Below are 23,987 nucleotides of genomic sequence, written 5' to 3' on the forward strand. Positions count from 1 at the left end.
CCTCCTAGAGACTTCTGCGAAGATAAAGCTGGGTGCCGATTTCGTCCAACCATTTTTGCTCGTGGTTCTTTATTGTTTCGACAAAATGTTCCTGCGCTTTTTCCCGCAAGCGTTGCCACAGCTGCGTCTCCTGCATTTGCTTCGTCAGTCGATGTTTGCACTGTTCCACTTCCTGCTCACAACCGTAAAGCGTTCGCTGTTGGGCGGTAATCGAGCGTTCGACCGATTGACGGTAGCGGTTGATTTCAATCAACTCTGCGGCGCTGCATGTCTGTGATTGTACCGCATGCAGCATTTGCGTCACTTCATCGTGAATCTCCGTCAGGCGATAAAGTTTGTTCTCCTCTTCGTTGCGCCGTTGAACGGATTTTCCGAAGGCCCATGCCGCCTGTTCCTTTTCTTTCTCTTTCAGATCGAGAACCTTTTGCAGATGAAACTGAAAGGTTTTCACTATGATAACCCTCCAAAGTGAGCGGTTAACGCTTGAATGGTAGTGGCGAAATCAGACGGTTCGTGTGTTCCCTGCGCCGTAAAGTCTCGAATGATATCGCGGTAGCGGATCGCTGCGTCAATCTCCCTGTTCGTTCCCAGCTTGTAGGCGCCGATGTTGATGAGATCCTCCGCTTCCCGATAAGTCGCTAGGTGGCGTTTCAACTGTCTCGCAGCTTCCAGATGCTGGTCGGAACAGATTTCATTCATGACACGGCTGACGCTTTGCAGAACATCAATCGCCGGAAAATGACCTTTATGGGCAATTTTGCGGTCGAGGACGATATGTCCGTCGAGAATACCGCGGACCGCGTCCGCAATCGGATCGTTCATGTCGTCGGAGTCGACCAAGACCGTGTAAAACGCGGTGATGCTTCCTTTATCCGCAGTCCCTGCCCGCTCCAGGAGCTTTGGCAATACAGCGAAAACAGATGGCGTATATCCTCTCGTCGCCGGAGGTTCTCCAATCGCCAGTCCGATTTCACGCTGCGCCATGGCAAAACGGGTAACCGAATCCATCATCAGCATGACATTCAGCCCGCGGTCGCGGAAATACTCGGCGATCGAGGTGGCTATCATCGCCCCTTTGATTCGGATCATCGCCGGTTGATCAGAAGTGGCGACCACCACAACGGACTTCTGCAGTCCTTCTTCCCCCAGATCACGGTGGATAAACTCCATCACCTCGCGCCCACGTTCCCCGATCAGTGCGATAACGTTGACGTCGGCGGTGGTATTGCGGGCGATCATTCCCATCAGTGTGCTCTTCCCCACACCGGATCCGGCGAAAATACCCACGCGCTGTCCTTTCCCGATCGTCAACAGGCCGTCAATGGCACGAACCCCCACACTGAGCGGCTCACAGATGCGCGGACGAAGCAACGGATTGGGCGGCATGTTGTTCGTCGGATAATGAATGAGTCCAAAGGGAAGGCTTCCTCCCTGCATGGGTCGTCCCAATCCGTCCAGCACCTTTCCCAAAATCTCCGGCCCCACCTTTACCGAGAGGGCTCGTCCTGTTGCCACCACATCACAGCCCGGACCGATGGATGTCAGTTCGCCCAAGGGCATCAGCAGAACTTTATTGTCGCGGAAACCCACTACCTCTGCAGATATGGGCTCCTCGCCGTGCTGGGAATAGATCTGGCAGATTTCACCCAGCTTCACTTCCGGCCCCTGAGACTCAATCGTCAGTCCCACCACTTGGGTTACTTTCCCGTTTACGCGGATCGGGTTTATCTCCTGCAGGGTTTCCTTGTACTTCGCGATGTTCAGAAAGGTCATTTCCCTTCACTTCCCCGCGCAATGTCCAGTAAAACCTGTTTGATTTCGGCAAGCTGGGTATCGATGCGAGCATCTACGCTTCCAAATGGTGTACGGATTACACATCCTCCGTCCCGTACCGTATGATCCGGATAAATTGACAGTTCGGCCTGGCCATCCAGAAGCGCCAACAGTTGCGTCCGGTGCTCCTGTACATAGTCAAAATACCGATGGTTGACACAAACCGTTATGTCTCCGTGTACGCGAGAGCGGCGCAGCACCCTCCGGACTATCTCCAGCACCGGCTCCGGGGACGTATTGAGTTCATCCCCAATCACCTTTTTCGCCACTTCCATGCTCAATTCAACCAAAAACGGCTCCGCTTCCGCGATAATCCTCTCTTTTTCGGCGAATGCTTGGGCCAATACATGTTTCGCCGTTTGAACGGCCTCTTGCTCTTCCTGCATGGCCTGAAGCTTGCCTTCCTCGCGCCCGAGGGCAAATCCTTGTTGCCTGGCTTCTTCCAGCGTCTGTTGAAACAGCCCGTCCGCTTCCTGACGCCTCTCTTGCCACCATTGTTCAATTTCGGCAAGCGCCTGGTGTTTCAGCAGCTCCGCTTGCTGCGCCGCTTCGTGAAGCATCTTGGAAGCAGTTTCCTCAGCATCCCGAAGGATTGTTTGCGCTTCATCTTCCGCACTTTTCATTTTTTCTTCAAATTCTTGCAACCTTTCAGATGAAACTACCGTCTTTAATATCGGAAGAGATTTCACCGATAGAATTACCTTCTCTTCCGACGCCGAGTAGTGGGCTGATTTGATGATCCTAGACAATGATATCATCTCCTCCGCCGCGAGCGATGATGATCTCACCCGCCTCTTCTAAGCGGCGGATGGTAGCAACGATCCGCGATTGCGCTTCTTCGACGTCGCGCAGACGAACGGGGCCCATAAACTCCATCTCTTCCTTGAACGTGTCGGCCATCCGCTTGGACATGTTGCGGAAGATCGTCTCCCGAACTTCTTCGCTGGCCACCTTGAGCGCGAGCTGCAGGTCCGCATTTTCCACGTCGCGTATGACGCGTTGGATGGAACGGTTGTCCAGCGTCGCGATGTCTTCGAATACGAACATTCGCTTTTTGATTTCTTCTGCGAGCTCGGGATCCTGAATCTCCAGGGAATCCAGAATGGTACGTTCGGTACCGCGATCGACGCCGTTTAACACGGAGACAATCGCCTCAATGCCACCCGCTTGCGTGTAGTCCTGTGTCACCGTTGCCGATAGCTTCTGCTCCAGTACCTGTTCCACCTGGGCAATGACTTCCGGAGATGTGCTGTCCATCAACGCAATCCGTTTGGCGACATCTGCCTGACGCTCCTGCGGCAGTGCGGAAAGAATCATCGCCGCCTGCGTGGGTTCCAGGTAGGCAAGCACGAGGGCAATGGTTTGCGGATGCTCATTCTGGATAAAGTTTAAGATTTGGCTGGGATCTGCCTTGCGGGCAAAGTCGAACGGACGAACCTGCAGATTTGCTGTCAGGCGATTGATGATGTCCATCGCTTTGCTCTCACCCAGAGCCTTTTGCAAGATTTCTTTCGCGTAGGTAATCCCGCCCTGGGAGATTACCTCTTTTGCCACTGCAATCTGGTGGAACTCGGAAAGAATCTTCTCTTTTTCATCGGAATCTACTTTTCTGACATTGGCAATTTCCAATGTAAGCTGCTCAATCTCATCCTCACGAAGATGTTTGAAAACCTGTGTGGAAACTTCCGGTCCGAGTGAGATGAGAAGAATCGCAGCCTTTTGTCTTCCGGTCAACTCTTTGGCGCCGCGAGCCATCTGCTTTCACTCCCTAATCTTCAGCTAACCATGTACGAAGCAAGACGACAAATTCGTCCGGCTTGCTGCGCGCTAACTTTTCCAACTGCTTCCGGACAACGACCTGGTCGTCATCTTCCGCATAGACGAGGTCCGGTACCTCAAACGGCTGCGGCGGCTGCAGATCCGGCATTTCCTCTTGCTGCAGATTCGCTTGATTTCGCCTGCGATAGATGAGAAATGCGACGGCACCAAGAGCCAACAGGGCAATAATCCCTGTTCCATAGAGAAGAGCGGGACTGAGAGAGCTTGTCTCTTCTACGACCACTTTGCCGGAGAACGTTCGCGGGAATACGGAAATGCGTCCGTCCAGCTGTTCCTGTGTAAGCTCGACGTTTTTTTCACTCAGCGTTACCCGTACGACATTGCGCAGCACCTGCTTGATGTTCTCCATCGTCTGCTCGTCCAATTGACCGCCTGCCGGAGGTTCTACCCCGACGTTAATGGAGATGTCTTCAATCTGGTACGGACTCATGGTAATGTTTCGGGTAATCCGATTTACTTCCCGGTTTACCACATCGTTCAGCTCTTCATACTGGCTGTTTGCGCCTTGCGAACTGCCTCCAGGGTAGCTCGCAACGTCGTTTGGACCGGTACCGCCAACTCCACCCGGCGGTGTCCCTTGGCCGGAGAACGTTTTGGATAACTTTTGCGCAGAAATGATTAACCCTTCGTTGTTCTCCTTGTCCGGCGCCTCCACCAGATTTTCCACGCGGTTTTCCTTGTCGAAGTTCATCTTGACGGCAGCGTGTACGATTACCTTGTCCCGTCCCATGATGGTGCCGAGCAGATTGTAGAGGTTCTGCTGAATCTTTTTCTCGACTTCGGCTTTTATCTTTTCCTGTTGTTCGTAGAGGGTAAGCGATCCAGCAACTTCCGTGTTTTCGGCCAGTTCCAACAAGTTGGAGTACTGGTCCGTAATGGTAATGTTTTCAGTTGGCAGTTTTGGTACACTGCGGGAAACGATCAGATAGAGCGAATTGATTTGTTTTTGATCCAGTCGCGTTCCCGGTTCTACATCAACAATGACAGAAGCGGTGGCCTTGTCAGGTGTTTCGGTCACCCATACGCTCTCTTGCGGCAGGGTAATCATCACCTGCGCGGCGCGAACTCCTTTTACCCGTTCCAGCATCTTCCTCAGTTCTTGCTGAAGCGCTTCTTTTTTTAGAACGTCAAACTGTCGATCCGTCACACCGAGTGTGCTGGTGCTGGAGAAAATTTCCGTATTGATTCCCGCCTCACTGGGTATCCCTTGCGCAGCCAGGTCGACGATCACGTCCTGAGCCATTACTTCCGGCACTTCAATCCCAGTGCCGTTTCCGGTTATGCGGTAGGGTATTTGCCGGCTTTCCAGCTCCTGTTTGATGACTCCAATTTCCTGCTCGCTCAGCCGTTGGTTATAAAGCGGCTGATACACAGGTTGGGATGCTATGTATATGTATAGACCGAGTGAGATGAGGAGAAACAATGCGGTTGCAGATATCATCCACTTTTGTTTGGTTGAAAACTGATTCCATTTTCCTGTTATCTGTTCTTTATATCCTGCTAGACGTTCGTTCATGGTTCACCTCACCAAGGAATAGCAACTACAGTTAGATAGGCATGCGCATAATTTCTTGGTAGGACTCGATGACTTTGTTACGCACTTGCATGGTCAATTGCAGCATAAGGGACGACTTTTGGCTCGCTATCATGACTTGATGGACGTCTTGAATCTGCCCTGCTGCAAACTTGTCCGTCAAATGGGCAGATTCCACCTGCGCCTGGTTAACCTGATCCAACGCATCGGTGAGAAAGGAAGAAAAGGATTTTGTCACCTCTGCAGGCGTTGTCGGTTTCGCTGCCGTCTGCGGTTGGACAGCTCCGATTCTGGCTAAACTGCTGATGTCCATGGATTACACGCCTTTCTCTACTTGATCTCAAAAGCTTTCATCATCATGCTCTTGGTTGCGTTCAGGACGGTCACGTTTGCTTCGTAGGCCCGAGAAGCTGAAATCATGTCTACCATCTCTTTCATCACATCAACGTTGGGGAGCAAAACGTATCCTTCCTCGTTGGCATCGGGATGCTCCGGATTATACACTCGTTTGAACGGAGTATTGTCCTCCCGAATCGCGGTTACCCGCACCCCCTGTTCGGTCTGTCCGTAAACTGTCCCCACCGCCGCTTGCAGTACGTTCTCAAATGATTGGTTGGACTTTGGCGCCAGCTCTACCAATTTGCGACGATACGGCTGCCAAACTCCATCTACCAGATTGGCTCGCGTCGTGTTGGCGTTGGCGATGTTGGCCGCGATCGTATCAAGGCGAAGTCGATTTGCCGTAAGGGCCGACGCGCTGGTATCCATTCCCCGGAACATCATCATCTAGGATCTCCCTCCACCATCAATCACGCTGCGCAGTTTATTGAAATGACCGGCTGTCAGTTGAGTCAAGCCGTTGTACCAGATTTGGTTCTTTGCCAGCTGGTTCATCTCATATTCCAAATCGACGTCATTCCCGTTTATCTGCACGGTTGCGTTGGGATTGGAGATCACTTGCGGAGCAGGCACACTGCCTAGCGGGACAAACGGAATGTGCCGCTCATTTGTACGGTAGGCTTGCAATTTCGGCTGAGAACCAGCCAATTCCAGTTGCAGCATCTCCTCAAATACCACCTGTTTGCTTTTATATTGAGGGGTGTCGATGTTTGCAATGTTGTTGGCAATGGTACGTTGCCGAAGCATGCCAACATCGAGTGAACGCTCCAATATACGCAAATGATTGCTTTCCAGCATGGTTGATTTCCCCCCTCCCGACAATTTTCTTCTCTGTTCTTTCTGCAAAAGTTCCAATATTTCCTTCTTATTCGACACGGAATACGAATAAATCATATCAAAATCACAATGACGAAAAAAGCCCTATCTTCAAGGGGGACCTGAAAATGATTCAATGGGACTAAATCCCTTAAATTGCCGAATATTGTTAGTATTTCTCATGAAATTCCTAATTTGGCACCACATTTTATGAAAAATGGAATTGTTTGATTATTTTTTATGAAAATTTTTTCATAAATATTAGTTCAAAAGTCCTAGAATTCATCAAGAAAACCCACCCGGCATTCGCTATCCTCGACCCACTCGGCGTTAGCTAGGCTCCACCCACCCGACCATAGCATTCGCTGGGTCGGGCGGGGCCCAGTATGTGCCGAGTGGGGTCCCTTTCTTCGCCGGGCGGGGCCCCGAACACTTTTCTAGCGGCTGTATGAGATGTCCAAATTTATAAATTCTTATACACCCAAAAAGAAAGGTGCCGCGCCAGTAGTCGCAGCACCTTTCCTTGTGAGTCCCTGTCAGAAACTATCAACCGTCTTCCAGGCTTACGAAGTTTTCAATTTTTCCAGTTCCGGCAACAGTTTTTCGTTCAGCACCTTGATGAATGTTCCTTTCATCCCCAACGACCGTGACTCAATGACTCCGGCGCTTTCCAGTTTGCGCAGCGCGTTTACAATCACGGAACGGGTGATACCCACTCGGTCGGCAATTTTTGAAGCGACGAGCAGACCTTCCTTGCCTTCCAACTCTTCAAAAATGTGTTCCACCGCTTCCAACTCGCTGTAGGAAAGAGAGCCGATCGCCATTTGAACGACCGCCTTGCTGCGGGCTTCCTCTTCGATCGCTTCCGAGCGCTCACGGAGAATTTCCATCCCTACTACCGTGGCACCTACCTCTGCGAGAATCAGGTCGTCGTCCACAAACTGATTGTTGACGCGCCCCAAAATCAGTGTACCCAACCGGTCTCCTCCGCCCATGATCGGAACGAGAGTGGTCCAGCCGGTGCGGAATACCTCTTTCATCTCCACCGGGAAAATCGTGTACGGGCTGTCAATGTCCAGGTTGGCAGAGGTTTCTTCCACTTTCAAGAGACCGAGGCTGTACTCTTCCGGAAAACGGCGCTCTTCCAGCATCTTACGGATGCGGGCGTTGTCCACTTCCTGGTGAATGGCGAACCCCAGCAGTTTGCCTTTGCGGCTGACGACGAAGATGTTCGCTTCGATCACGTCGCTCAACACTTGTGCCATTTCATTAAAGTTTACAGCGTGGCCCGCAGACTTCTGAAGCATGCGGTTAATCCTTCTGGTTTTTGATAACAGATCCATTTTGACTTTCCTCCCAAAAATGTTTGGTTTTCAACCAACTCATCACAAAATATATTGGCTTAAATCTCGATTCCCCACGATGCTGCCAAGCTTTTCGTTTACGTATTCCGGGGTAATTTGCACAACATCGAGATGAATGTCAGGCGCTTCAAAGGAGAGGTCCTCCAGGAGCTTCTCCAGCATGGTGTGCAGTCGCCGCGCCCCGATGTTGTCGGTCGTCTGATTGACCTCTGCAGCAAGGCGAGCGATCGCGTGAATCGCATCCGATGTGAACTCGACGCGAATCCCTTCTGTTTCCAAAAGAGCACTGTATTGTTTGAGAAGCGCGTTTTTTGGTTCGGTCAAGATGCGCACAAAATCTTCCTCGCGCAGGCTCGTTAACTCAACGCGAATCGGAAAGCGTCCCTGCAACTCCGGAATCAGATCGGACGGTTTCGCCATGTGGAACGCTCCTGCAGCGATAAACAGGATGTAGTCGGTTTTCACCGGACCGTATTTGGTCATGATAGTAGAACCTTCGACGATCGGCAAAATATCCCGCTGGACGCCTTCGCGCGAAACGTCGGGTCCACGGCCGTCTTTTCCGGCGATTTTGTCAATCTCGTCGATAAAGATGATACCGTGCTGCTCGGCGCGGCGAATCGATTCTTGAATAACTTCGTCCATATCCACCAGTTTTTGCGCTTGTTGTTGAATTAATACCTTCCGGGCATCCTTTATTCGCAATTTTCGCTTCTTCGTTCGCTTGGGAAGAAGACTGCCAAGCATATCCTGCATCTGCATCCCCATCTGTTCAGTACCCGGAACCTGAAACAGATCAAACATAGACGGAGATTGGTCTTCTACGTCAATTTCAATCATTTGATCTTCCAGCTGCCCGGCAGCCAGCTGCCAGGATACCTGTCTCCGCTGCTGTTCAAGGGACGCTTCCTCTGGATCGTTGGCCTGAGTCTGGGTGTTTTGCTGCCCGCCGAACAGCATTTCCAACGGATTCTTGAAGGAGCTCTGCTGCTTGCGGGATGGAACAAGAATATGGACAATCGCTTCGTTGGCCAGCTTCTCCGCCTTTTCCTTCACGGACTCCATCTTTTCCTGCTTTACGTTGCGAATGGCTGTTTCCACCAGGTCGCGAACCATGGATTCCACATCTCGTCCGACGTAGCCTACTTCAGTAAACTTGGTCGCTTCCACTTTTACAAAGGGTGCTCCCGTCAACTTGGCGATGCGGCGGGCAATTTCCGTCTTGCCCACACCGGTCGGTCCAATCATCAGAATGTTTTTCGGCACCACTTCTTCGATCATGTTTTCCGGCAGGCGGCTGCGTCGATAACGGTTGCGCAGTGCCACTGCGATGGCTTTTTTCGCCTGGGCTTGCCCGACGATGTACTTGTCGAGGTGTTCCACAATCTTGCGGGGAGTCAATTGCTCAAAGGCCAGCATAGAAATCCTCCCTTCTATTGGTACATCTCTTCCACTACCAGATTTGAATTGGTAAAGACGCAAATCTCAGCTGCCGTCAACAAGGCAGCTTCGGCGATCTCTCGCGCCGTCAGGTGAGGGGCATGCTTTTTCAGCGCCCGCCCCGCTGCAAGCGCGAAGCTGCCGCCGGAACCAATTGCAAGTATGCCATCGTCAGGCTCAATGATTTCACCGTTGCCTGACACGAGAAGCAGGTGCTCACGATTCATCACGATCATCATCGCTTCCAGACGCCGCAATATCTTGTCAGTACGCCACTCTTTTGCCAGTTCCACCGCAGCGCGCTGCAGGTTTCCGTGATACTCTTCCAGTTTGGCCTCAAACTTTTCAAACAGCGTGATCGCATCAGCCACCGAACCGGCAAAACCGGCAATCACTTCTCCGCGATAGAGGCGGCGCACCTTTTTGGCTCCGTGCTTCATCACCATGCTGTTGCCGAAGGTGACCTGCCCGTCGCCCGCCATTGCCGCCCCGCCATTATGGTGAACGGCAAAAATCGTTGTCGCGTGAAACTGTTCCATCGTCATTCCTCCACTCTAACTGAGCTGACTGCAGGCAAATCACTCACGTTCGCGCTTCTAGGGTTGGCACGTGGATGAGCGGCATCGTAGACATGTCGGAGCCGTTCTTTGGTCACGTGTGTATAGATCTGTGTCGTCGAGATATTGACATGCCCGAGCAGTTCCTGCACCGTCCGCAAATCGGCCCCCGCATTCAACATGTGGGTGGCAAACGTATGCCGAAACGTATGGGGGGAAACATTCAGATTCAGCGCATGCGTTTCTATATACTTGTCAACCACACGCCGGACGCTGCGATCGGACAACGGCTCTCCCCGGTAGTTCAGGAAGAGGTGTCCTGGGTCCTGTTTGCCTGCCAGCAATCGGCCTCTCCCATACTCCAGGTATTGCCGAAGCACGTCACAGGCATAACTGCCGATTGGAACATAGCGTTCTTTTGCCCCTTTTCCGTAAACCAGAGCGACACCCGCCGACAGATTGACTGCGTCAACCGTCAGTGTGACCAGCTCAGTCACACGCATGCCGCTTGCATACAGCAATTCAAAGATCAGACGGTCTCGAAGCCCAAGCGGTGTCGAGACATCGGGCAATTCAAAAAAAGGCTGTATTTCATGGGGATATAGAAAGGAAGGGAGTTTTTTCTCCACCTTCGGGGTGGAAACCAGCTGAAACGGGTTTTGTTCCAGCCTGCCTTCCCTCATGAGATAGCGGTAAAAGCTGCGCAGGCTCGAGAGCTTCCGCGCAATGCTCTTCCGCGACAGTCCACGTTTGCCGAGATGGGCCAAAAACGAGCGGCCGTGTAAATAAGAAACAGCAGCAAATACGGTGATTTGGTGCTGTTCCATAAAAGCGACGAATTCGTTGATATCTGCAACATACTGCTTCACCGTATGGGGAGAGGCGTTCTTTTCCACTTGTAAGTAGCTGGTAAACATTTCTATCTCATCCGTGGATATTTTCGACGAAATGTCCATCTCACATGCACTCTCCTCAAAGCACCTTAATAGTAACACAGCATGAAAACGAATATCAACCGTAATTGTGTCTGTTTTGTGTAAAATTCTGAATTGTGTCCAACGCCCGCTCAGCCAATTTTTCGTTTTTTTCTTTTTTGTTGCGAATGCGTACCGGCAGATTTGGCAGCAAGCCAAAGTTGGCATTCATCGGCTGGAAGTGGTTCGGATCGGTAGTGGTGATGTAGTGGGCCATGCTGCCCATTACGGTCTCCGGCGGCAGGACGATGGGGTCCTCGCCTATTGCCAGCCTGGCCGCGTTTAAGCCCGCCAGCAATCCGGATGCGGCCGATTCCACATACCCTTCCACACCGGTCATCTGACCTGCGAAAAACAGCGTATCGCGATCGCGGTACTGGTAGGTGGGGCGAAGCAGCTTCGGCGAGTTGATGAACGTGTTGCGGTGCATCACGCCGTAGCGGATGATTTCGCAGTTCTCCAAGCCTGGAATCAGCGAGAAGACGCGCTTTTGTTCCGGCCATTTCAAATGGGTCTGGAAGCCGACGATGTTGTATAACGTTGCCGCACTGTTGTCCTGGCGAAGCTGTACAACGGCAAACGGCTGTTTGCCGGTACGCGGGTCAATCAGACCAACCGGCTTGAGCGGTCCAAACAGCATCGTTTGACGCCCACGCTTGGCCATCACTTCAATCGGCATGCAGCCCTCGAAGAAAATCTCTTTTTCAAATTCCTTCAGCGGAACGGCTTCTGCCGTAATCAGCGCCTCATAGAACCGGTCAAACTCCTCTTCCGACATCGGACAGTTCAGGTAGGCCGCCTCCCCCTTGTCATAACGGGATGCGACGAACACCTTGTTCATGTCGATGGAGTCCTTTTCAATGATCGGCGCAGCAGCGTCGTAAAAATACAGATACTCTTCACCGGTCAGCTGTTTCAACCGTTCTGACAACGCGGGCGATGTCAGCGGCCCTGTGGCAATCACGACAATTCCGTCAGGGATCTCCGTGATCTCTTCGTTATACACCTCAATCAGCGGATGGTTGCGCACGGAATCGGTCACGTATTGGGCGAATTCATGCCGGTCTACTGCCAAGGCCCCGCCAGCAGGAACGGCGCATTTGTCTGCGGCGCCGATAATGACCGATTCAAACCGGCGCATCTCTTCCTTGAGCACACCGACTGCGTTGGTCAAAGAATTGGCACGCAGGGAGTTGCTGCACACCAGTTCAGCAAATTTATCGGTGTGGTGGGCCGGGGTTTGCGTTTTCGGGCGCATCTCATACAGTTTGACCGCGACGCCGGACTGGGCGATTTGCCACGCCGCTTCGCTTCCCGCCAGTCCCGCGCCAACGACTGTTACGTATGGTTGGGTCATGTCCTCTACACTTCCTCCTATGCATCTGCTTCTTCTTGGTAGTCACACTTCGTGCAGACGATGCTGACGCCCTGTTTCTTGCGCTTTTTCTCTACGAGCATGCTGCCGCATTTCGGGCAGGGACGGGCAATCGGTTTGTCCCATGAGACGAATTCGCATTCGGGATAATGGTTGCAGCCGTAAAAAATACGGCTTTTCTTACTCTTACGTTCAATAATCGAACCGGTTCCACACTGCGGACACGTGACACCGATCTCTTTGACGATCGGTTTCGTGTTGCGGCAATCGGGAAAGCCGGAGCAGGCGAGGAATTTGCCAAAGCGGCCCAGTTTGTAGACCATGTGGCGTCCGCACAATTCACAGTTCTCGTCGGCAATTTCGTCCTTTATCTCCACTTCTTCCATCTGCTCCTCGGCCACAACCACGCGCTTGGAAAAGTCCTGATAAAAGTGATCCAACACCTTTACCCAGTTGGCAATTCCTTCTTCCACCTTGTCCAGATCGGACTCCATGTGAGCAGTAAACTCGACATCGAGAATTTCCGGAAAAAACTCCTCAATCAACGAAATGACGATTTCCCCCAGCTCTGTCGGGACAAAGCGTTTTTCTTCCAGGGCGACGTACCCTCGCTTCTGAATGGTCTCCAGTGTCGGCGCATAGGTAGACGGTCGCCCGATCCCCAGCTCCTCCAGCGTCTTGACCAGGCGCGCCTCCGTGTAGCGGGGTGGAGGCTGGGTGAAGTGCTGATTGGGTTCGATTTCTTGCAGATCGAGCGTCTGTCCTTCTTCAATCGGCGGCAGGAAGCTTTCTTCTTCCTTGCCGTCGTCAGTTCCTTCTATGTATACTTTCATGAAACCCGGGAACTTCACTTTGGAGCCGGTGGCACGGAACGTAACGCCATTTACGTCAATATCGACGCTCATTGTGTCCAAAACGGCGGAAGCCATTTGACTGGCGAGGAAGCGCTCCCAAATCAACCGGTACAGCCGAAGCTGGTCGCGGGAGAGGTATTCCTTGATATCGTCCGGCGTACGCAGCACCGACGTCGGGCGGATCGCCTCATGTGCATCCTGGGCCCTTTCGTTTTTCGCCTGAGTGCGTGGCTCGGAAGGGATATAATCTGTCCCAAAGTTCTCCAGAATATACTCCTTGGCCTCATTCTGTGCCGTCTGCGATACCCGGGTAGAGTCGGTACGCATATAGGTAATGAGACCGACCGTACCTTCCTTTCCCAAATCGATCCCTTCATATAGTTGCTGGGCGATCATCATCGTTTTGGCAGTGCGAAAATTAAGTTTTCTTGCTGCTTCCTGCTGCAGCGAACTGGTGATGAACGGAGGAGCAGGGTTTCGCTTGCGCTCCCGCTTGGTTACTTTTTGAACCACGTACGGCTGCTTATGGATCCGCTCCAGTACCTGCTTTACATCCGCCTCCGACTTCAGTTCCGCTTTTTCGTCGCCAAAGCCTTGAAAACGCGCCTCAAACGCTTTACCCTGACTGAGCAGTTTGCTGGTTATGGTCCAGTATTCTTCCGGTGTGAACGCTTGAATCTCTTTTTCCCGATCGATGACCAATTTTACGGTCACCGATTGTACACGGCCGGCACTCAAACCTTTTCGCACCTTTTTCCACAAAATCGGGCTGATGTTATAACCCACCAGCCGGTCGAGAATGCGTCGGGCCTGCTGGGCATTCACCAAATCCATGTTGATGTGCCGCGGATGCTTGAAGGCTTCCTTGATGGCGTCCTTGGTAATCTCGTTAAAGACAACACGGAGCGGCTGGTTCAAATCAAGTCCAAGGTACTGTGCCAAATGCCAGGCAATCGCTTCTCCCTCGCGATCCGGGTCGGCCGCCAGATATACCTTTTTCACTTTTTTGGCGGCATCCTTCAGCGTCTTGAGAACGTCTCCCTTTCCGCGAATGGTTATGTATTTGGGCTCGAACCCTTGTGAAACGTCAACACCCATTTGACTTTTCGGGAGGTCTCGCACATGGCCCATTGACGCTTTTACTATATATTTGCTGCCTAAGTATTTTCCAATCGTTTTCGCTTTCGCCGGGGATTCGACAATAACGAGCGTATCAGCCAACTTTTTCCTCCCCTTTCAGTTATGAATCTCCCCTATTATTAAATACGGCAATCCAATTTGTCAAACACTTGCCGCTGCCGCTGCATTCGCGTTTAAAAGGGAGGATGGGCAAAGGGCAGGTCCGTTATTTTCGCGAATAGTACCCTCCCGGCAAGCTGCACACCAACCCTTTTGCCTCCAATCGCAGCAAACTGCGATTCAGCGTAGGACGGTCGGCCGGCCCCACCGATGCATACAGCTCATCCCAATGCGCCGCTTCATACGTGAGGCGTTCAAACAGGCGTTTTTCCTCCGGTTCGATGCCATCCAAGCGGTTGTCTGAAGCGACGGGCGCAGCCGGCAAAACCAAGTGCGTACATTCCGCCACGATGTCTGCGCTGCTTGTTACTAGCTTTGCACCTTGTTTTATCAAGTTATGCGGGCCGGCGCTCACTTCCGAAAAAATAGGTCCCGGAACAGCAAACACCTCACGCCCCTGCTCCAGGGCGCAATCGGCGGTGATCAACGAACCGCTTTGCTCTGCCGCTTCTACGATCAAAACCCCGCAGCTCAACCCGCTGACAATGCGGTTCCGTTCGGGAAACAAACCCGGCACGGGAGGAATGCCCGGCGGGTACTCCGAAAGAACCAGGCCTGAAGAGCTAATTTCCCGATAAAGGGCTCGATGGGACGACGGGTACACCTGATCGATTCCGCAGCCAAGCACCGCCACGGTGCCTCCTCCCTGGCGAAGCGCCGTTCGATGAGCTTCTCCGTCTATGCCGTATGCGAGGCCGGAGACGATGACAAAGCCCGCATCCACCAGTTGTTTCACCAGAAACCCGCACGCGGCACGCCCGTACGCCGTCGGCTTGCGAGAACCAACCACTCCGATGCAGGGCTGTTTTAGCAGGGCCAAATCGCCGCGATAGAACAAAAGGAGCGGCGGGTCCGGAATTTCACCAAGCATCTCTGGATATTCCTCGTCCAGAAAGGAGACAAACTCCACTCCGTTACGGAGTCGGGCCTGTTTGTCCAGCACGACTTGTTCACGCGTTATTTGTCCTGTGATGTCGAAGAAATGCTCGGCTACTTCTTGAAAAGAACCTCGTTCGTTGTACATATCCCGCAGCCGCCTGCGTCCCAAGCCCGGTGTGATCACCAGAGAGTACAGCCAGTCTCGTTCCCACAGTTCTGTTATCTCTTCCCGCATTGCCTACGCCTCCCATTCTTTCTCTTCCTTATAATAAAAAGAGACAGAGGCACGCTCAAAAAGAAAAGAGGACGAATGGGCTCGTCCTCTTTCGACAACTGGTTCCGTTTTTATTTGTTCAATACTTTTTCCAGAAGGCCTTTTTCTTTCAGCACCTCTACCAGGGTCTCACCGATCACAGCCGGAGTTTTCGCTACGCGAATACCGCACTCTTCCAGCTTCGCGATTTTTTCAGCCGCAGTACCTTTGCCGCCGGAGATGATCGCACCTGCGTGGCCCATGCGTTTTCCCGGAGGCGCCGTTTGTCCGCCGATAAAGCCTACAACCGGCTTCTTCATGTTGGCTGCAATCCATTCGGCTGCTTCCTCTTCCGCAGTACCGCCGATTTCCCCGATCATGATGACAGCTTCGGTGTCCGGATCTTCATTGAACAGTTTCAGTACATCGATGAACTCCATGCCTTTTACAGGGTCACCACCGATACCGACAGCGGTCGATTGACCGATGCCGCGGGTAGAGGTTTGGTGAACCGCTTCATAGGTCAGCGTACCGGAGCGGGATACAATCCCCACTTTACCCGGGGTGTGAATGTAGCCAGGCATAATACCGATTTTGCATTCGCCCGGAGTGATGACGCCCGGGCAGTTCGGTCCGATCAGGCGGGTTTTCTTGCCTTCCATGTAGCGTTTTACTTTCACCATGTCCAGAACAGGGATCCCCTCGGTGATGCAGATCACGAGATCCAGTTCCGCATCTACCGCTTCCATGATCGCGTCAGCTGCGAACGGCGGCGCAACATAGATAACGGAAGCGTTTGCCCCTGTTTTTTCAACTGCTTCTGCTACGGTGTTGAATACCGGGATACCGTCAACCTCGGTGCCGCCTTTGCCAGGGGTGACACCGCCCACCATTTGTGTGCCGTATTCCACGGCGCCGCGGGTGTGGAACAGCCCTGTTGCACCTGTAATCCCTTGCGTAATCACCTTTGTATTTTTATTTACGAGAATACTCATCGCGTATTTTTCCCACCTTTTCTCACGTATCTAGTCGACTGTTTACTACGAGAGAAGTTTTTCGTTGAAAGCGAAAAACCTTACTTCACCAAAGATACGATTTTTTCTGCGCCGTCAGCCATGGATTCTGCAGCCACGATATTGAGACCGGACTCGTTGAGGATCTTCTTGCCGAGCTCGACGTTCGTACCTTCCAGACGGACGACCAGCGGCTTGTCCAGTTTTACCTGTTTCGCCGCATTGACAACACCGTTTGCGATGACGTCGCACTTCATGATGCCGCCGAAAATGTTGACGAAAATGCCTTTCACCTTTTCGTCGCGAAGGATGATCTTGAACGCTTCCGTTACTTTCTCTTCGGTAGCGCCGCCGCCTACATCGAGGAAGTTGGCCGGTTCACCGCCATAGAACTTCACGATGTCCATGGTTGCCATAGCCAGACCTGCACCGTTTACCATGCAGCCGATGTTGCCGTCGAGAGCGATGTAAGAGAGATCGTACTTGGACGCCTCGATTTCCTTCTCGTCCTCTTCGTCCAGGTCGCGCAGCGCAACGATGTCAGGGTGGCGATACAGCGCGTTGCTGTCGAAGTTCAGCTTCGCGTCGAGAGCCATCACTTCGCCGTCTCCGGTTACTACAAGTGGGTTGATTTCCGCGATGGAGCAATCTTTTTCCACAAACGCCTGGTAGAGGCCCATCATGAACTTGACAGCCTTATTCACCAGTTCGTTTGGAATGTTAATGGCATATGCCAGTCTTCTTGCTTGGAACATATTCAGACCGGTAACCGGATCGATCACTTCTTTGAAGATTTTTTCCGGGGTATGAGCCGCTACTTCTTCGATCTCCGTACCGCCCTCTTCGGAAGCCATCATCACGACACGTCCTGTTGAACGATCCACTACAAGGCCAACGTAGTACTCTTTTTTTATGTCGCAGCCTTGTTCGATCAGAAGACGCTTCACTTCTTTCCCTTCCGGACCGGTTTGGTGAGTAACCAGAACCTTGCCGAGGATTTGTTCGGCGTATGTACGAACTTCGTCAAGATTTTTGGCAACTTTTACACCGCCGGCTTTACCGCGGCCGCCAGCGTGAATTTGTGCCTTCACCACTACGACTTGTGTACCAAGTTCCTTCGCCGCTTCCACCGCTTCATCGACGGTGAAGGCTACGCGTCCTTCCGGAACTTTTACACCGTACTGCTTAAGTATCGCTTTGCCTTGATACTCATGAATGTTCATTCTCCATCCTCCTATGGCAGATAAAGATCGGCAGATTTTGACCAATGAGAGGATTTCTGCTTCCATTGATCAAATCAACCACTATCAGTGCAACATTTCTATTCTACGACAAATTTCGCAAAAGTGGTAGTGCAATGATACTTTCTCTTTTATCCTCACCAGAAGAATGGAAGTTCATAAGAACATTCGATTATTTTCTTTTTGCATTCAGCAGGTCCAACACGCTCTGATCGACACCGCCATGGGTGTACACCTTGCCGTCGTAGACAAAATACCGATCGTACATCTGTACCGTACTTTTCGTTTCACCGCTGACAAAGATGATGCGATAGTTCTCCTGCCGCGGAAGCGCGGTCGGTTTGCTCTGGAGGATCCCGCTCTTCAAGAGACGGATGCACTGATGAGACATCCCCAGGTCAATGGTGGAGTCGGACATCTTGCGAACCTGCTGCTGAATCGCAAGGTTGGCCATCGGCTGAATGTGGATTTCATCCGCTTTGAACAGGGATTCAAATGGATCCGTGCTGACGTGATTTGGCGGCAACCACTCTGTCAATGTGGAGAACAGTGACCCTTGAATTCGGTAATAATGCGTCTCTTTTCCAAACGGAATGGACACCATCGTCGGAGTCAGAACGGTAGCCTCCAGATGTCCTGCTCCCATGTCCAGTTTCAAGCGGTAGCGGGGGTACAGCGGGTACTGTTTTTCCTCGACTGTTTCCAGATAATCCGCGGACTGAAGTGTCTGCCAAAGGGAAGCCGCTTCCTGTTCCGTCATCGATACCGAGCGGCCCAAGTCGTCTGCAACAAGGTCAGCCGTGCGTACGCTGGATTGGAGCAGCGCTTCCCCCGTCAATTGACGTACCCACCTGTAAAAATTTGCAGCACCGCTTCCCCCGTAGGTTTTGTCACCAAACCGGCTGGCTCGCTCGCCCACCTCCAGCACCAGAGGCGCTTCTACTTTCCTGTACAGGATCAGGGTATATCGAACATCTTCCCGCTCGAGCGGCGTATCCGAAAGCTCCAGCTCTTTCCCTTCAGCAGGAAGATCGTTGAGAAACGCCGCAGGGTCCAATGCGACCTCTTGTCCATCTGTTGACAGTACCGCGACTTTCTGAACTGCTCCCACTTCCAGGTCTATTTGTTCTTTCATTTCGGACAACTGGCGCTCAGATGAAGCAGAGCAGCCGGTCAATAACAAGCCGACCAACAAAACCGGATACAGGAACAGACGTAAACAAGTTCTCATGAAGAAATCCTCCCATTCGTATTCGCTGCCCATACGAATTTTACAGAAGTCCCAAGCGGCGGCTGATTTCGCTGCCCAATTTGCGCTTGACGTAGATTTCCCCAATCTGGTGTGGATCCTTAACGATGACGGAGCGATTGTTTGTACGGATGGCAACGTACTTTTCCCCATTCTTATCCAATCCGCAGATCAACTCCGATCCGACCTCGACAAAAATGGCCACCACATGCTTGTCTCCCACCTTTTTTAGCGAAATTTTCGGGAATGGCGTAAGCATTGGGGTTGTCTTGTCTTGAATATATTGTGTAAGTGCGAGAATATACTTGTCTGGATCGCCATATTGTTCCAACTCTTGGTTGACCCCGATGATCTCCCCTTCATCGGAGATACCGAGAAACAAATTCCCATTGTTGGAGTTGGCAAAAGCTACGACTGTTTTAATGATGCCGTTTTTGGAATACAAAAAGTCCCGTTTAAATTCGATCATGTCGTTTTCGCCCAGTTCGGTCGCCACTATCGGATCCTCTATCCGTCCCAGGTAGCGGAAGCGACTGATCGCCCCCAGCCGGTAGACGTATTCTTCAAATATATCGGCGGGCAGGGTAATTTCCTCGATAAACGCGTCGGCATTCTGCCACAACTTGTACGTTTGCGCAGAAAAGCACATATCGAACAGCACGTTGCTGCCCAACGATTTGATGTTCATGCCAATAGCGGCGGATTGAAGCGTCGACGGTTCATAAGATTCAGCCGCTTCTACTTCCAGAACTCCGCTGTGCAACAGAAAATCGAAGTAGTGACGCGGCAATGAAACTCCAGGTTTCAACAGTTCACGCTGTTCATCCCGCCGCTTCAGCAGATGGTACAGATCAAACTGAACCTCATGCTCACTGACTCGGTTGATGGCGGCAAGAAAATTACAGAAATATCGCATAATTCCCCTCGTTCTATTGGTGTAGTTCTTTGGTCTTATTGTAATGGGACTTTCACTTATTTACCACTTTTTTTCGTTGAGCAGAAAACGTTCTTTTACCTGGTTCATTGGAATCAGGCGTTGTTCCTCTTGACTGGGATGGATGAGAAGAATATAACGCGCATGTTCGTTACGCTGTAACAGGCGTTTGATCAGCCGGCCTGCTGTAAAGCCGGGAAAACCGGTAAAAAAATAGGTTTGGCTCATGACTGCCCTCCTGACAAGCGAATCCTTTCTCCCCCTACATTATATGCAATCTTCTAAAAAATCAGCAAGCGGCATGCCTGAATGCACAGGATGCCACTTGAAATGTTGTTATTGATATTTTTGCAAAATGGACTGGAGCTTCAAGGAAAGGGACAGGTCTCCCTTTACTTTCAGTTTGCCCATCATGAAAGCGGAAGTGGGGTTGAGTTCACCCTTGACCAACTTGATAAAGTTGGCGTCAGACATCTCCAATATGCACTTTGGTTCATCCAAAGTCCCCTGATGGAAGGAGACTTGATCGTCCGCAAATTTCACCTGGTACGTACCTCCGTCCTCTCCGCTCAAGTGGAACTGGTAGACGGCCTGAAAGCCGGATATGCCTTTCGGATTTTCATTTATTTTTTCTGCAAGTACAGACAACGTCGCTTGCACGGACATCGCTTTCTCCTCTGTAGATTCATTTTTTAAGTTTTACCGCGGTTCCCGTGGCGACGCAAATCATCATGCCGTCACGCAGTGTTTCAAAATCGAGATCAACGCCGATTACCGCGTCGGCCCCCATGCGGCGGGCCTTTGTCTTCATTTCTTCAATGGCAAGCTCACGCCCTTCGGCCAGTTTGCTCTCGTAGGCGCCGCTTCGGCCACCGATAATGTCTGTAATGCCAGCCAGGAAGTCACGAACCACGTTGGCCCCCATAATGGTTTCTCCGCTGACGATTCCAATGTACTGTTCAATCTCCTTGCCCTGAAGTGTGCTGGTGGTGCTCACGATCATGTTGATTCCCTCCTTCTTCCTTTTCCGATTCCTCTTTTCATTATGGCTGAAATACCAAAAAGATACAAAAGTTTTTCTCTACCGGTTATGATTAGGAAAAACGGTTCAACCTACGACTAACCTCACAATGAAGGTGGAGAAGCGATATGACAAGAGAAAACGACCGGCAAAGAGAGACGGAAGCATTGACACAGCTGGTGGAGCTGATCAACGCCAAAGGGGACACGGGCGAAATCAACGCCATCCTGGAGAAAGGCGACCAAAAGGAACAGGACCAGTAACAAATTGGCCAGATAGAGATACAGACACAGGCCCTCTGTCGTGTTCATTCGGCAGAGGGTCTTCGCCTCTTCCAGAAATTCATGTTGATGATAGTCATTTCTCCCCAGTCATTCTTTGACAAACTGTGGTATTTTGAACGTGGCGGATGAAAAATGGAAACATGTTGTCCATGGGAAGACAAATAGAGACAGAAGCGTTTCATTACATAAAAGAGGGAGAGCCATGTATCGAACGAGAACGGATCGAATAAAAGCCGAACGCAAGCAAAAACGACGCAGACAAAGCTGGTTGATGGTGCTAACGGGAACCTTGCTGGGTGTATTTCTTCTGATTGCCGCCTATCTGAATCTCCCTGCAAATCCTCCTAACGAGATTTCTCAACCGGGCGAAACGGATCACCCTCCTCAACCGATTGAAAACGGAGCCCTGCCAGGCAGCGAGACGCAAGCCGGCAGCGTGGAGCCGCAAGTCAATCTGACGTTTGTCGGAGATGTGATGATGTCAGGCAATGTAGAAACCATGCTGAAAGAAAACGGGTACGATTACCCGTATGCGCATGTGAGCTCGATCTTTCAGCGCGATGATTATACGATTGCCAATCTGGAAACACCAGTGACGAAAATCGGTACGCCGGCGAATAAAGAGTACGTGTATAAATCGCCTCCGGAGGCAGTCCCTCCGCTAAAAGCAAGCGGTGTCGATCTTGTGAATCTGGCAAACAACCATTCGATGGACCAAGGTGTGGATGGTCTGCTTGACACGTTTAAGGTACTGGATGCGAACGATGTGAAATACGTCGGTGCAGGTACCGACGCAAACCGAGCGTACGAACCAGTCCTGGTTGAGCGGAACGGCATCAAGCTGGCTTTCCTTGGATTCAGCAGGGTTGTCCCTGAAGTGAGCTGGTATGCCGGCAAAAACAAGCCGGGCCTCGCCGTTTCCTACGACCCGACACGGGCGATCGAAGCCATTCGAAGAGCAAAAGAGAAGGCAGACCTCGTTATTGTCATAGCGCATTGGGGCAAGGAGAAGGAGGATTATCCCGTTGACCACCAGAGGGATCTGGCCCGCCGGTACATTGATGCAGGCGCCGACCTGATCATCGGCGGACACCCGCATGTGCTGCAAGGATTCGAATGGTACAAAAACAAGTGGATCGCGTACAGCCTGGGCAACTTCATTTTCACCCGTTCCAGCTATGCAAAAACTTGGGAAACCATGGTGCTGCAGGCAACGTGCACCAAACAAAGCTGTGATTTGAAAATGCTCCCGTACCGTGCGGAGCTGGGGAGATCGGTACCGATGAACGAAGAGGACGGCAGAAAGCTGCTGGAGCGCGTAGAAGCAATCTCGACGAACGTGCGCATCGAGTCGGATGGAACGGTAAAAAAACCTTGAAATAACGGTTCGGGGTGTAGATAGAACGAAGATAGGACCCTTCGCATGGCTTCACCCCACCACTCCCCGATCCAACGCCCGGTAACGGATCGCCTCCGCTACATGAGAAGCCTCGATGCGTTCGGACTGCTCCAGATCGGCGATGGTGGGGGCTCCTTTCATGATACGGTCGTAGGCTTGGGAGCTAAGACCCAACGTCGCTGACGATAGCGTTCCAGCTGAATCTCCCGTTCTCGAAGATTTCTTCGTTTTACATATTCTTTGCTTCGCTAAAAAACCTTTTTCGCAAGTTACCTATCCTGTCTTCCAAACAATCATGGCCGTTATCTGCCCATCCCCCTACAGCTCCGCGATTGTCACGGTGTATACCCGATCCGATAGCCGTACGTCGTCGCAGATAGACGAAGATTGTGGACGATTTCAAAAAAACGCGAAACCTTGCGAGAATCGCAGGATTTTAGAGAAAAGTGAACCTACATAGAGGGAGGATGGTTGAGTATGAATAGATAAAACGTATATTAGTGATTAAAATAATAGAGACTGTGGAGTGATTTTTTTGGATATGAAACTAGATGATTTAACTGGATCTGAAGTGGCGGCATTAATCGGGGAACATCTTCAGAGTATGGCACTTCATTCCCCGCCAGAAAGTAGACATGCCCTAAATCTTGAGGGATTGAAAAGTCCAGAAATTACATTCTGGAGTGCATGGGAACAAGATGAATTAGTTGGTTGCGGGGCACTTAAGGAACTTGATGGTCAACATGGAGAGATAAAATCAATGCGAACTTCTTCATCACATCTAAGAAAGGGTGTAGCGAAGCGAATCCTTGAACACATCATTGAAGAAGCCAAGCGACGTGGCTATCAGCGGCTAAGTCTGGAAACTGGCTCAATGGATGCTTTCGAACCAGCTAGAAGACTATATGCAAGTTTTGGGTTTCAATATTGTAAGCCGTTTTCGGATTACATTGAGGACCCAAATAGTGTATTTATGACAAAGGAATTATGAGTTCGTTCTTGTGCGTCCATCCTTTTGGGGCGTTGTAAAAACTAACAGATAGCTATGTGAGGGTTAACAACTGGCTAGAAGTTTGGGATTATTTTTTGAGTTGATGTTGAACGCTTATAAACCTCGCCGCAAGCGTGCAGCGAAGACCTGTTTGCAATTCGATTTGAAATGGTCTGGACATTCTGATCCTTCCCGCTATTTCTAACAGGCGGGGTTCCGAAATCAAGTAAAAAAAGCTTCGATTGAAGCCCTCTCGAAGAAGCTGGTTCTTCGTTAGAGGAAACTTTTTATGCGTTCCGGAAAGTTTATTTCAGGACGCTTTCACACGGTGAAGCCCTTAAACTTTCCTACACGATAAGAAAACCCACCCGGCATTAGCTATCCTCAACCCACTCGGCGTTAGCTATCGCTGAGCCGAGTGGGGTCCCTTTCTTCGCCG

General features: G+C 51.3%; 25 protein-coding genes and 1 pseudogene. 3 read left to right on the forward strand and 23 right to left on the reverse strand.

What is annotated here, in order from left to right; genetic code table 11:
• Window positions 1-4 precede the first annotated feature (4 nt).
• From fliJ to ACE99V_RS01515, 22 genes are all read right to left on the reverse strand, one after another.
• Window positions 5-451, reverse strand: coding sequence for a flagellar export protein FliJ (gene fliJ / locus ACE99V_RS01410; RefSeq protein WP_400489171.1), 447 nt, complete (start codon window positions 449-451; stop codon window positions 5-7).
• Entirely contained in the window at window positions 451-1,773 is a 1,323-nt protein-coding gene (gene fliI, locus ACE99V_RS01415) for a flagellar protein export ATPase FliI (RefSeq protein WP_400489172.1), read from the reverse strand. Before fliI ends, fliJ begins: the two co-directional genes overlap by 1 nt.
• Window positions 1,770-2,591 (reverse strand): flagellar assembly protein FliH, encoded by an 822-nt coding sequence (gene fliH / locus ACE99V_RS01420; protein WP_400489173.1) that lies wholly within the window; start codon window positions 2,589-2,591, stop codon window positions 1,770-1,772. The genes fliI and fliH overlap by 4 nt, the downstream gene beginning before the upstream one ends.
• Entirely contained in the window at window positions 2,575-3,588 is a 1,014-nt protein-coding gene (gene fliG, locus ACE99V_RS01425; protein WP_400489174.1) for a flagellar motor switch protein FliG, read from the reverse strand. The genes fliH and fliG overlap by 17 nt, the downstream gene beginning before the upstream one ends.
• A gap of 13 nt (window positions 3,589-3,601) precedes the next feature.
• Window positions 3,602-5,188 carry a flagellar basal-body MS-ring/collar protein FliF gene (gene fliF / locus ACE99V_RS01430; protein ID WP_400489175.1) on the reverse strand — a complete coding sequence of 529 codons (1,587 nt, stop codon included), beginning with the start codon at window positions 5,186-5,188 and terminating at the stop codon, window positions 3,602-3,604.
• A gap of 31 nt (window positions 5,189-5,219) precedes the next feature.
• Entirely contained in the window at window positions 5,220-5,519 is a 300-nt protein-coding gene (gene fliE / locus ACE99V_RS01435; protein WP_400489176.1) for a flagellar hook-basal body complex protein FliE, read from the reverse strand.
• Window positions 5,520-5,536: 17 nt separating this feature from the next.
• Window positions 5,537-5,992: a flagellar basal body rod protein FlgC gene (flgC, locus tag ACE99V_RS01440; RefSeq protein WP_400489177.1), complete on the reverse strand. Its 456-nt coding sequence runs from the start codon at window positions 5,990-5,992 to the stop codon at window positions 5,537-5,539.
• The gene (gene flgB, locus ACE99V_RS01445) at window positions 5,993-6,403 is read right to left on the reverse strand and encodes a flagellar basal body rod protein FlgB (protein WP_400489178.1); all 411 of its coding nucleotides are present in this window, start codon (window positions 6,401-6,403) and stop codon (window positions 5,993-5,995) included. It lies immediately after the preceding gene.
• A 581-nt stretch (window positions 6,404-6,984) separates the two neighbouring features.
• Window positions 6,985-7,764: a GTP-sensing pleiotropic transcriptional regulator CodY gene (gene codY, locus ACE99V_RS01450; RefSeq protein ID WP_400489179.1), complete on the reverse strand. Its 780-nt coding sequence runs from the start codon at window positions 7,762-7,764 to the stop codon at window positions 6,985-6,987.
• A gap of 42 nt (window positions 7,765-7,806) precedes the next feature.
• Window positions 7,807-9,204 carry an ATP-dependent protease ATPase subunit HslU gene (gene hslU, locus ACE99V_RS01455; RefSeq protein ID WP_400489181.1) on the reverse strand — a complete coding sequence of 466 codons (1,398 nt, stop codon included), beginning with the start codon at window positions 9,202-9,204 and terminating at the stop codon, window positions 7,807-7,809.
• A 14-nt stretch (window positions 9,205-9,218) separates the two neighbouring features.
• Window positions 9,219-9,764, reverse strand: a complete 546-nt coding sequence (hslV, locus tag ACE99V_RS01460; RefSeq protein ID WP_400489182.1) for an ATP-dependent protease subunit HslV — start codon at window positions 9,762-9,764, stop codon at window positions 9,219-9,221.
• Between the two features lie 2 nt (window positions 9,765-9,766).
• A complete protein-coding gene (xerC, locus tag ACE99V_RS01465) occupies window positions 9,767-10,738 on the reverse strand; it encodes a tyrosine recombinase XerC (protein WP_400489183.1) in 972 nt (323 codons plus the stop codon).
• Window positions 10,739-10,793: 55 nt separating this feature from the next.
• Window positions 10,794-12,113 (reverse strand): FADH(2)-oxidizing methylenetetrahydrofolate--tRNA-(uracil(54)-C(5))-methyltransferase TrmFO, encoded by a 1,320-nt coding sequence (gene trmFO / locus ACE99V_RS01470; RefSeq protein WP_400489184.1) that lies wholly within the window; start codon window positions 12,111-12,113, stop codon window positions 10,794-10,796.
• A gap of 17 nt (window positions 12,114-12,130) precedes the next feature.
• Complete coding sequence (topA, locus tag ACE99V_RS01475; RefSeq protein ID WP_400489185.1) at window positions 12,131-14,206, reverse strand: type I DNA topoisomerase; 2,076 nt, start codon at window positions 14,204-14,206, stop codon at window positions 12,131-12,133.
• Window positions 14,207-14,330: 124 nt separating this feature from the next.
• Complete coding sequence (gene dprA, locus ACE99V_RS01480; protein ID WP_400489186.1) at window positions 14,331-15,398, reverse strand: DNA-processing protein DprA; 1,068 nt, start codon at window positions 15,396-15,398, stop codon at window positions 14,331-14,333.
• Window positions 15,399-15,508: 110 nt separating this feature from the next.
• Window positions 15,509-16,411, reverse strand: coding sequence for a succinate--CoA ligase subunit alpha (gene sucD / locus ACE99V_RS01485; RefSeq protein WP_400489187.1), 903 nt, complete (start codon window positions 16,409-16,411; stop codon window positions 15,509-15,511).
• An 80-nt stretch (window positions 16,412-16,491) separates the two neighbouring features.
• Window positions 16,492-17,652, reverse strand: coding sequence for an ADP-forming succinate--CoA ligase subunit beta (gene sucC / locus ACE99V_RS01490; protein ID WP_400489188.1), 1,161 nt, complete (start codon window positions 17,650-17,652; stop codon window positions 16,492-16,494).
• A gap of 190 nt (window positions 17,653-17,842) precedes the next feature.
• Window positions 17,843-18,901, reverse strand: a complete 1,059-nt coding sequence (locus ACE99V_RS01495; RefSeq protein ID WP_400489189.1) for a hypothetical protein — start codon at window positions 18,899-18,901, stop codon at window positions 17,843-17,845.
• Between the two features lie 40 nt (window positions 18,902-18,941).
• Window positions 18,942-19,835 carry an AlbA family DNA-binding domain-containing protein gene (locus ACE99V_RS01500; protein ID WP_400489190.1) on the reverse strand — a complete coding sequence of 298 codons (894 nt, stop codon included), beginning with the start codon at window positions 19,833-19,835 and terminating at the stop codon, window positions 18,942-18,944.
• A 60-nt stretch (window positions 19,836-19,895) separates the two neighbouring features.
• Window positions 19,896-20,081 carry a hypothetical protein gene (locus ACE99V_RS01505; RefSeq protein WP_400489191.1) on the reverse strand — a complete coding sequence of 62 codons (186 nt, stop codon included), beginning with the start codon at window positions 20,079-20,081 and terminating at the stop codon, window positions 19,896-19,898.
• A 108-nt stretch (window positions 20,082-20,189) separates the two neighbouring features.
• Window positions 20,190-20,519, reverse strand: coding sequence for an SCP2 sterol-binding domain-containing protein (locus ACE99V_RS01510; protein WP_400489192.1), 330 nt, complete (start codon window positions 20,517-20,519; stop codon window positions 20,190-20,192).
• A 19-nt stretch (window positions 20,520-20,538) separates the two neighbouring features.
• Entirely contained in the window at window positions 20,539-20,856 is a 318-nt protein-coding gene (locus ACE99V_RS01515; protein WP_400489193.1) for a YbjQ family protein, read from the reverse strand.
• A 146-nt stretch (window positions 20,857-21,002) separates the two neighbouring features.
• Here ACE99V_RS01515 and ACE99V_RS01520 point away from each other — a divergent pair, with 146 nt between their 5' ends.
• Both ACE99V_RS01520 and ACE99V_RS01525 read left to right on the forward strand, forming a co-directional pair.
• The gene (locus tag ACE99V_RS01520) at window positions 21,003-21,137 is read left to right on the forward strand and encodes a hypothetical protein (protein WP_400489194.1); all 135 of its coding nucleotides are present in this window, start codon (window positions 21,003-21,005) and stop codon (window positions 21,135-21,137) included.
• Window positions 21,138-21,360: 223 nt separating this feature from the next.
• Window positions 21,361-22,536, forward strand: coding sequence for a CapA family protein (locus tag ACE99V_RS01525; protein ID WP_400489195.1), 1,176 nt, complete (start codon window positions 21,361-21,363; stop codon window positions 22,534-22,536).
• 51 nt (window positions 22,537-22,587) lie between these two features.
• On the opposite strand, the pseudogene ACE99V_RS01530 reads toward ACE99V_RS01525, so the two are convergent.
• Window positions 22,588-22,740: pseudogene (locus tag ACE99V_RS01530) on the reverse strand (magnesium chelatase subunit ChlI family protein); the annotation flags it as partial.
• Window positions 22,741-23,092: 352 nt separating this feature from the next.
• On the opposite strand from ACE99V_RS01530, the gene ACE99V_RS01535 reads away from it, so the two are divergent.
• Window positions 23,093-23,548 (forward strand): GNAT family N-acetyltransferase, encoded by a 456-nt coding sequence (locus ACE99V_RS01535; protein WP_400489196.1) that lies wholly within the window; start codon window positions 23,093-23,095, stop codon window positions 23,546-23,548.
• Window positions 23,549-23,987: the final 439 nt, after the last annotated feature.

This window comes from Brevibacillus soli, from assembly GCF_044759095.2.
Taxonomy (GTDB): Bacteria; Bacillota; Bacilli; order Brevibacillales; family Brevibacillaceae; genus JBIYSM02.

Coding starts and splice junctions, on each gene's coding strand:
- fliI (WP_400489172.1), bottom strand. CDS start 1,773: ATGACCTTTCTGAACATCGCGAAGTACAAGGAAACCCTGCAGGAGATA.
- fliH (WP_400489173.1), bottom strand. CDS start 2,591: ATGATATCATTGTCTAGGATCATCAAATCAGCCCACTACTCGGCGTCG.
- fliG (WP_400489174.1), bottom strand. CDS start 3,588: ATGGCTCGCGGCGCCAAAGAGTTGACCGGAAGACAAAAGGCTGCGATT.
- fliF (WP_400489175.1), bottom strand. CDS start 5,188: ATGAACGAACGTCTAGCAGGATATAAAGAACAGATAACAGGAAAATGG.
- fliE (WP_400489176.1), bottom strand. CDS start 5,519: ATGGACATCAGCAGTTTAGCCAGAATCGGAGCTGTCCAACCGCAGACG.
- flgC (WP_400489177.1), bottom strand. CDS start 5,992: ATGATGATGTTCCGGGGAATGGATACCAGCGCGTCGGCCCTTACGGCA.
- flgB (WP_400489178.1), bottom strand. CDS start 6,403: ATGCTGGAAAGCAATCATTTGCGTATATTGGAGCGTTCACTCGATGTT.
- codY (WP_400489179.1), bottom strand. CDS start 7,764: ATGGATCTGTTATCAAAAACCAGAAGGATTAACCGCATGCTTCAGAAG.
- hslU (WP_400489181.1), bottom strand. CDS start 9,204: ATGCTGGCCTTTGAGCAATTGACTCCCCGCAAGATTGTGGAACACCTC.
- hslV (WP_400489182.1), bottom strand. CDS start 9,764: ATGGAACAGTTTCACGCGACAACGATTTTTGCCGTTCACCATAATGGC.
- xerC (WP_400489183.1), bottom strand. CDS start 10,738: ATGGACATTTCGTCGAAAATATCCACGGATGAGATAGAAATGTTTACC.
- trmFO (WP_400489184.1), bottom strand. CDS start 12,113: ATGACCCAACCATACGTAACAGTCGTTGGCGCGGGACTGGCGGGAAGC.
- dprA (WP_400489186.1), bottom strand. CDS start 15,398: ATGCGGGAAGAGATAACAGAACTGTGGGAACGAGACTGGCTGTACTCT.
- sucD (WP_400489187.1), bottom strand. CDS start 16,411: ATGAGTATTCTCGTAAATAAAAATACAAAGGTGATTACGCAAGGGATT.
- sucC (WP_400489188.1), bottom strand. CDS start 17,652: ATGAACATTCATGAGTATCAAGGCAAAGCGATACTTAAGCAGTACGGT.
- ACE99V_RS01495 (WP_400489189.1), bottom strand. CDS start 18,901: ATGAGAACTTGTTTACGTCTGTTCCTGTATCCGGTTTTGTTGGTCGGC.
- ACE99V_RS01500 (WP_400489190.1), bottom strand. CDS start 19,835: ATGCGATATTTCTGTAATTTTCTTGCCGCCATCAACCGAGTCAGTGAG.
- ACE99V_RS01505 (WP_400489191.1), bottom strand. CDS start 20,081: ATGAGCCAAACCTATTTTTTTACCGGTTTTCCCGGCTTTACAGCAGGC.
- ACE99V_RS01510 (WP_400489192.1), bottom strand. CDS start 20,519: ATGTCCGTGCAAGCGACGTTGTCTGTACTTGCAGAAAAAATAAATGAA.
- ACE99V_RS01515 (WP_400489193.1), bottom strand. CDS start 20,856: ATGATCGTGAGCACCACCAGCACACTTCAGGGCAAGGAGATTGAACAG.
- ACE99V_RS01520 (WP_400489194.1), top strand. CDS start 21,003: ATGACAAGAGAAAACGACCGGCAAAGAGAGACGGAAGCATTGACACAG.
- ACE99V_RS01525 (WP_400489195.1), top strand. CDS start 21,361: ATGTATCGAACGAGAACGGATCGAATAAAAGCCGAACGCAAGCAAAAA.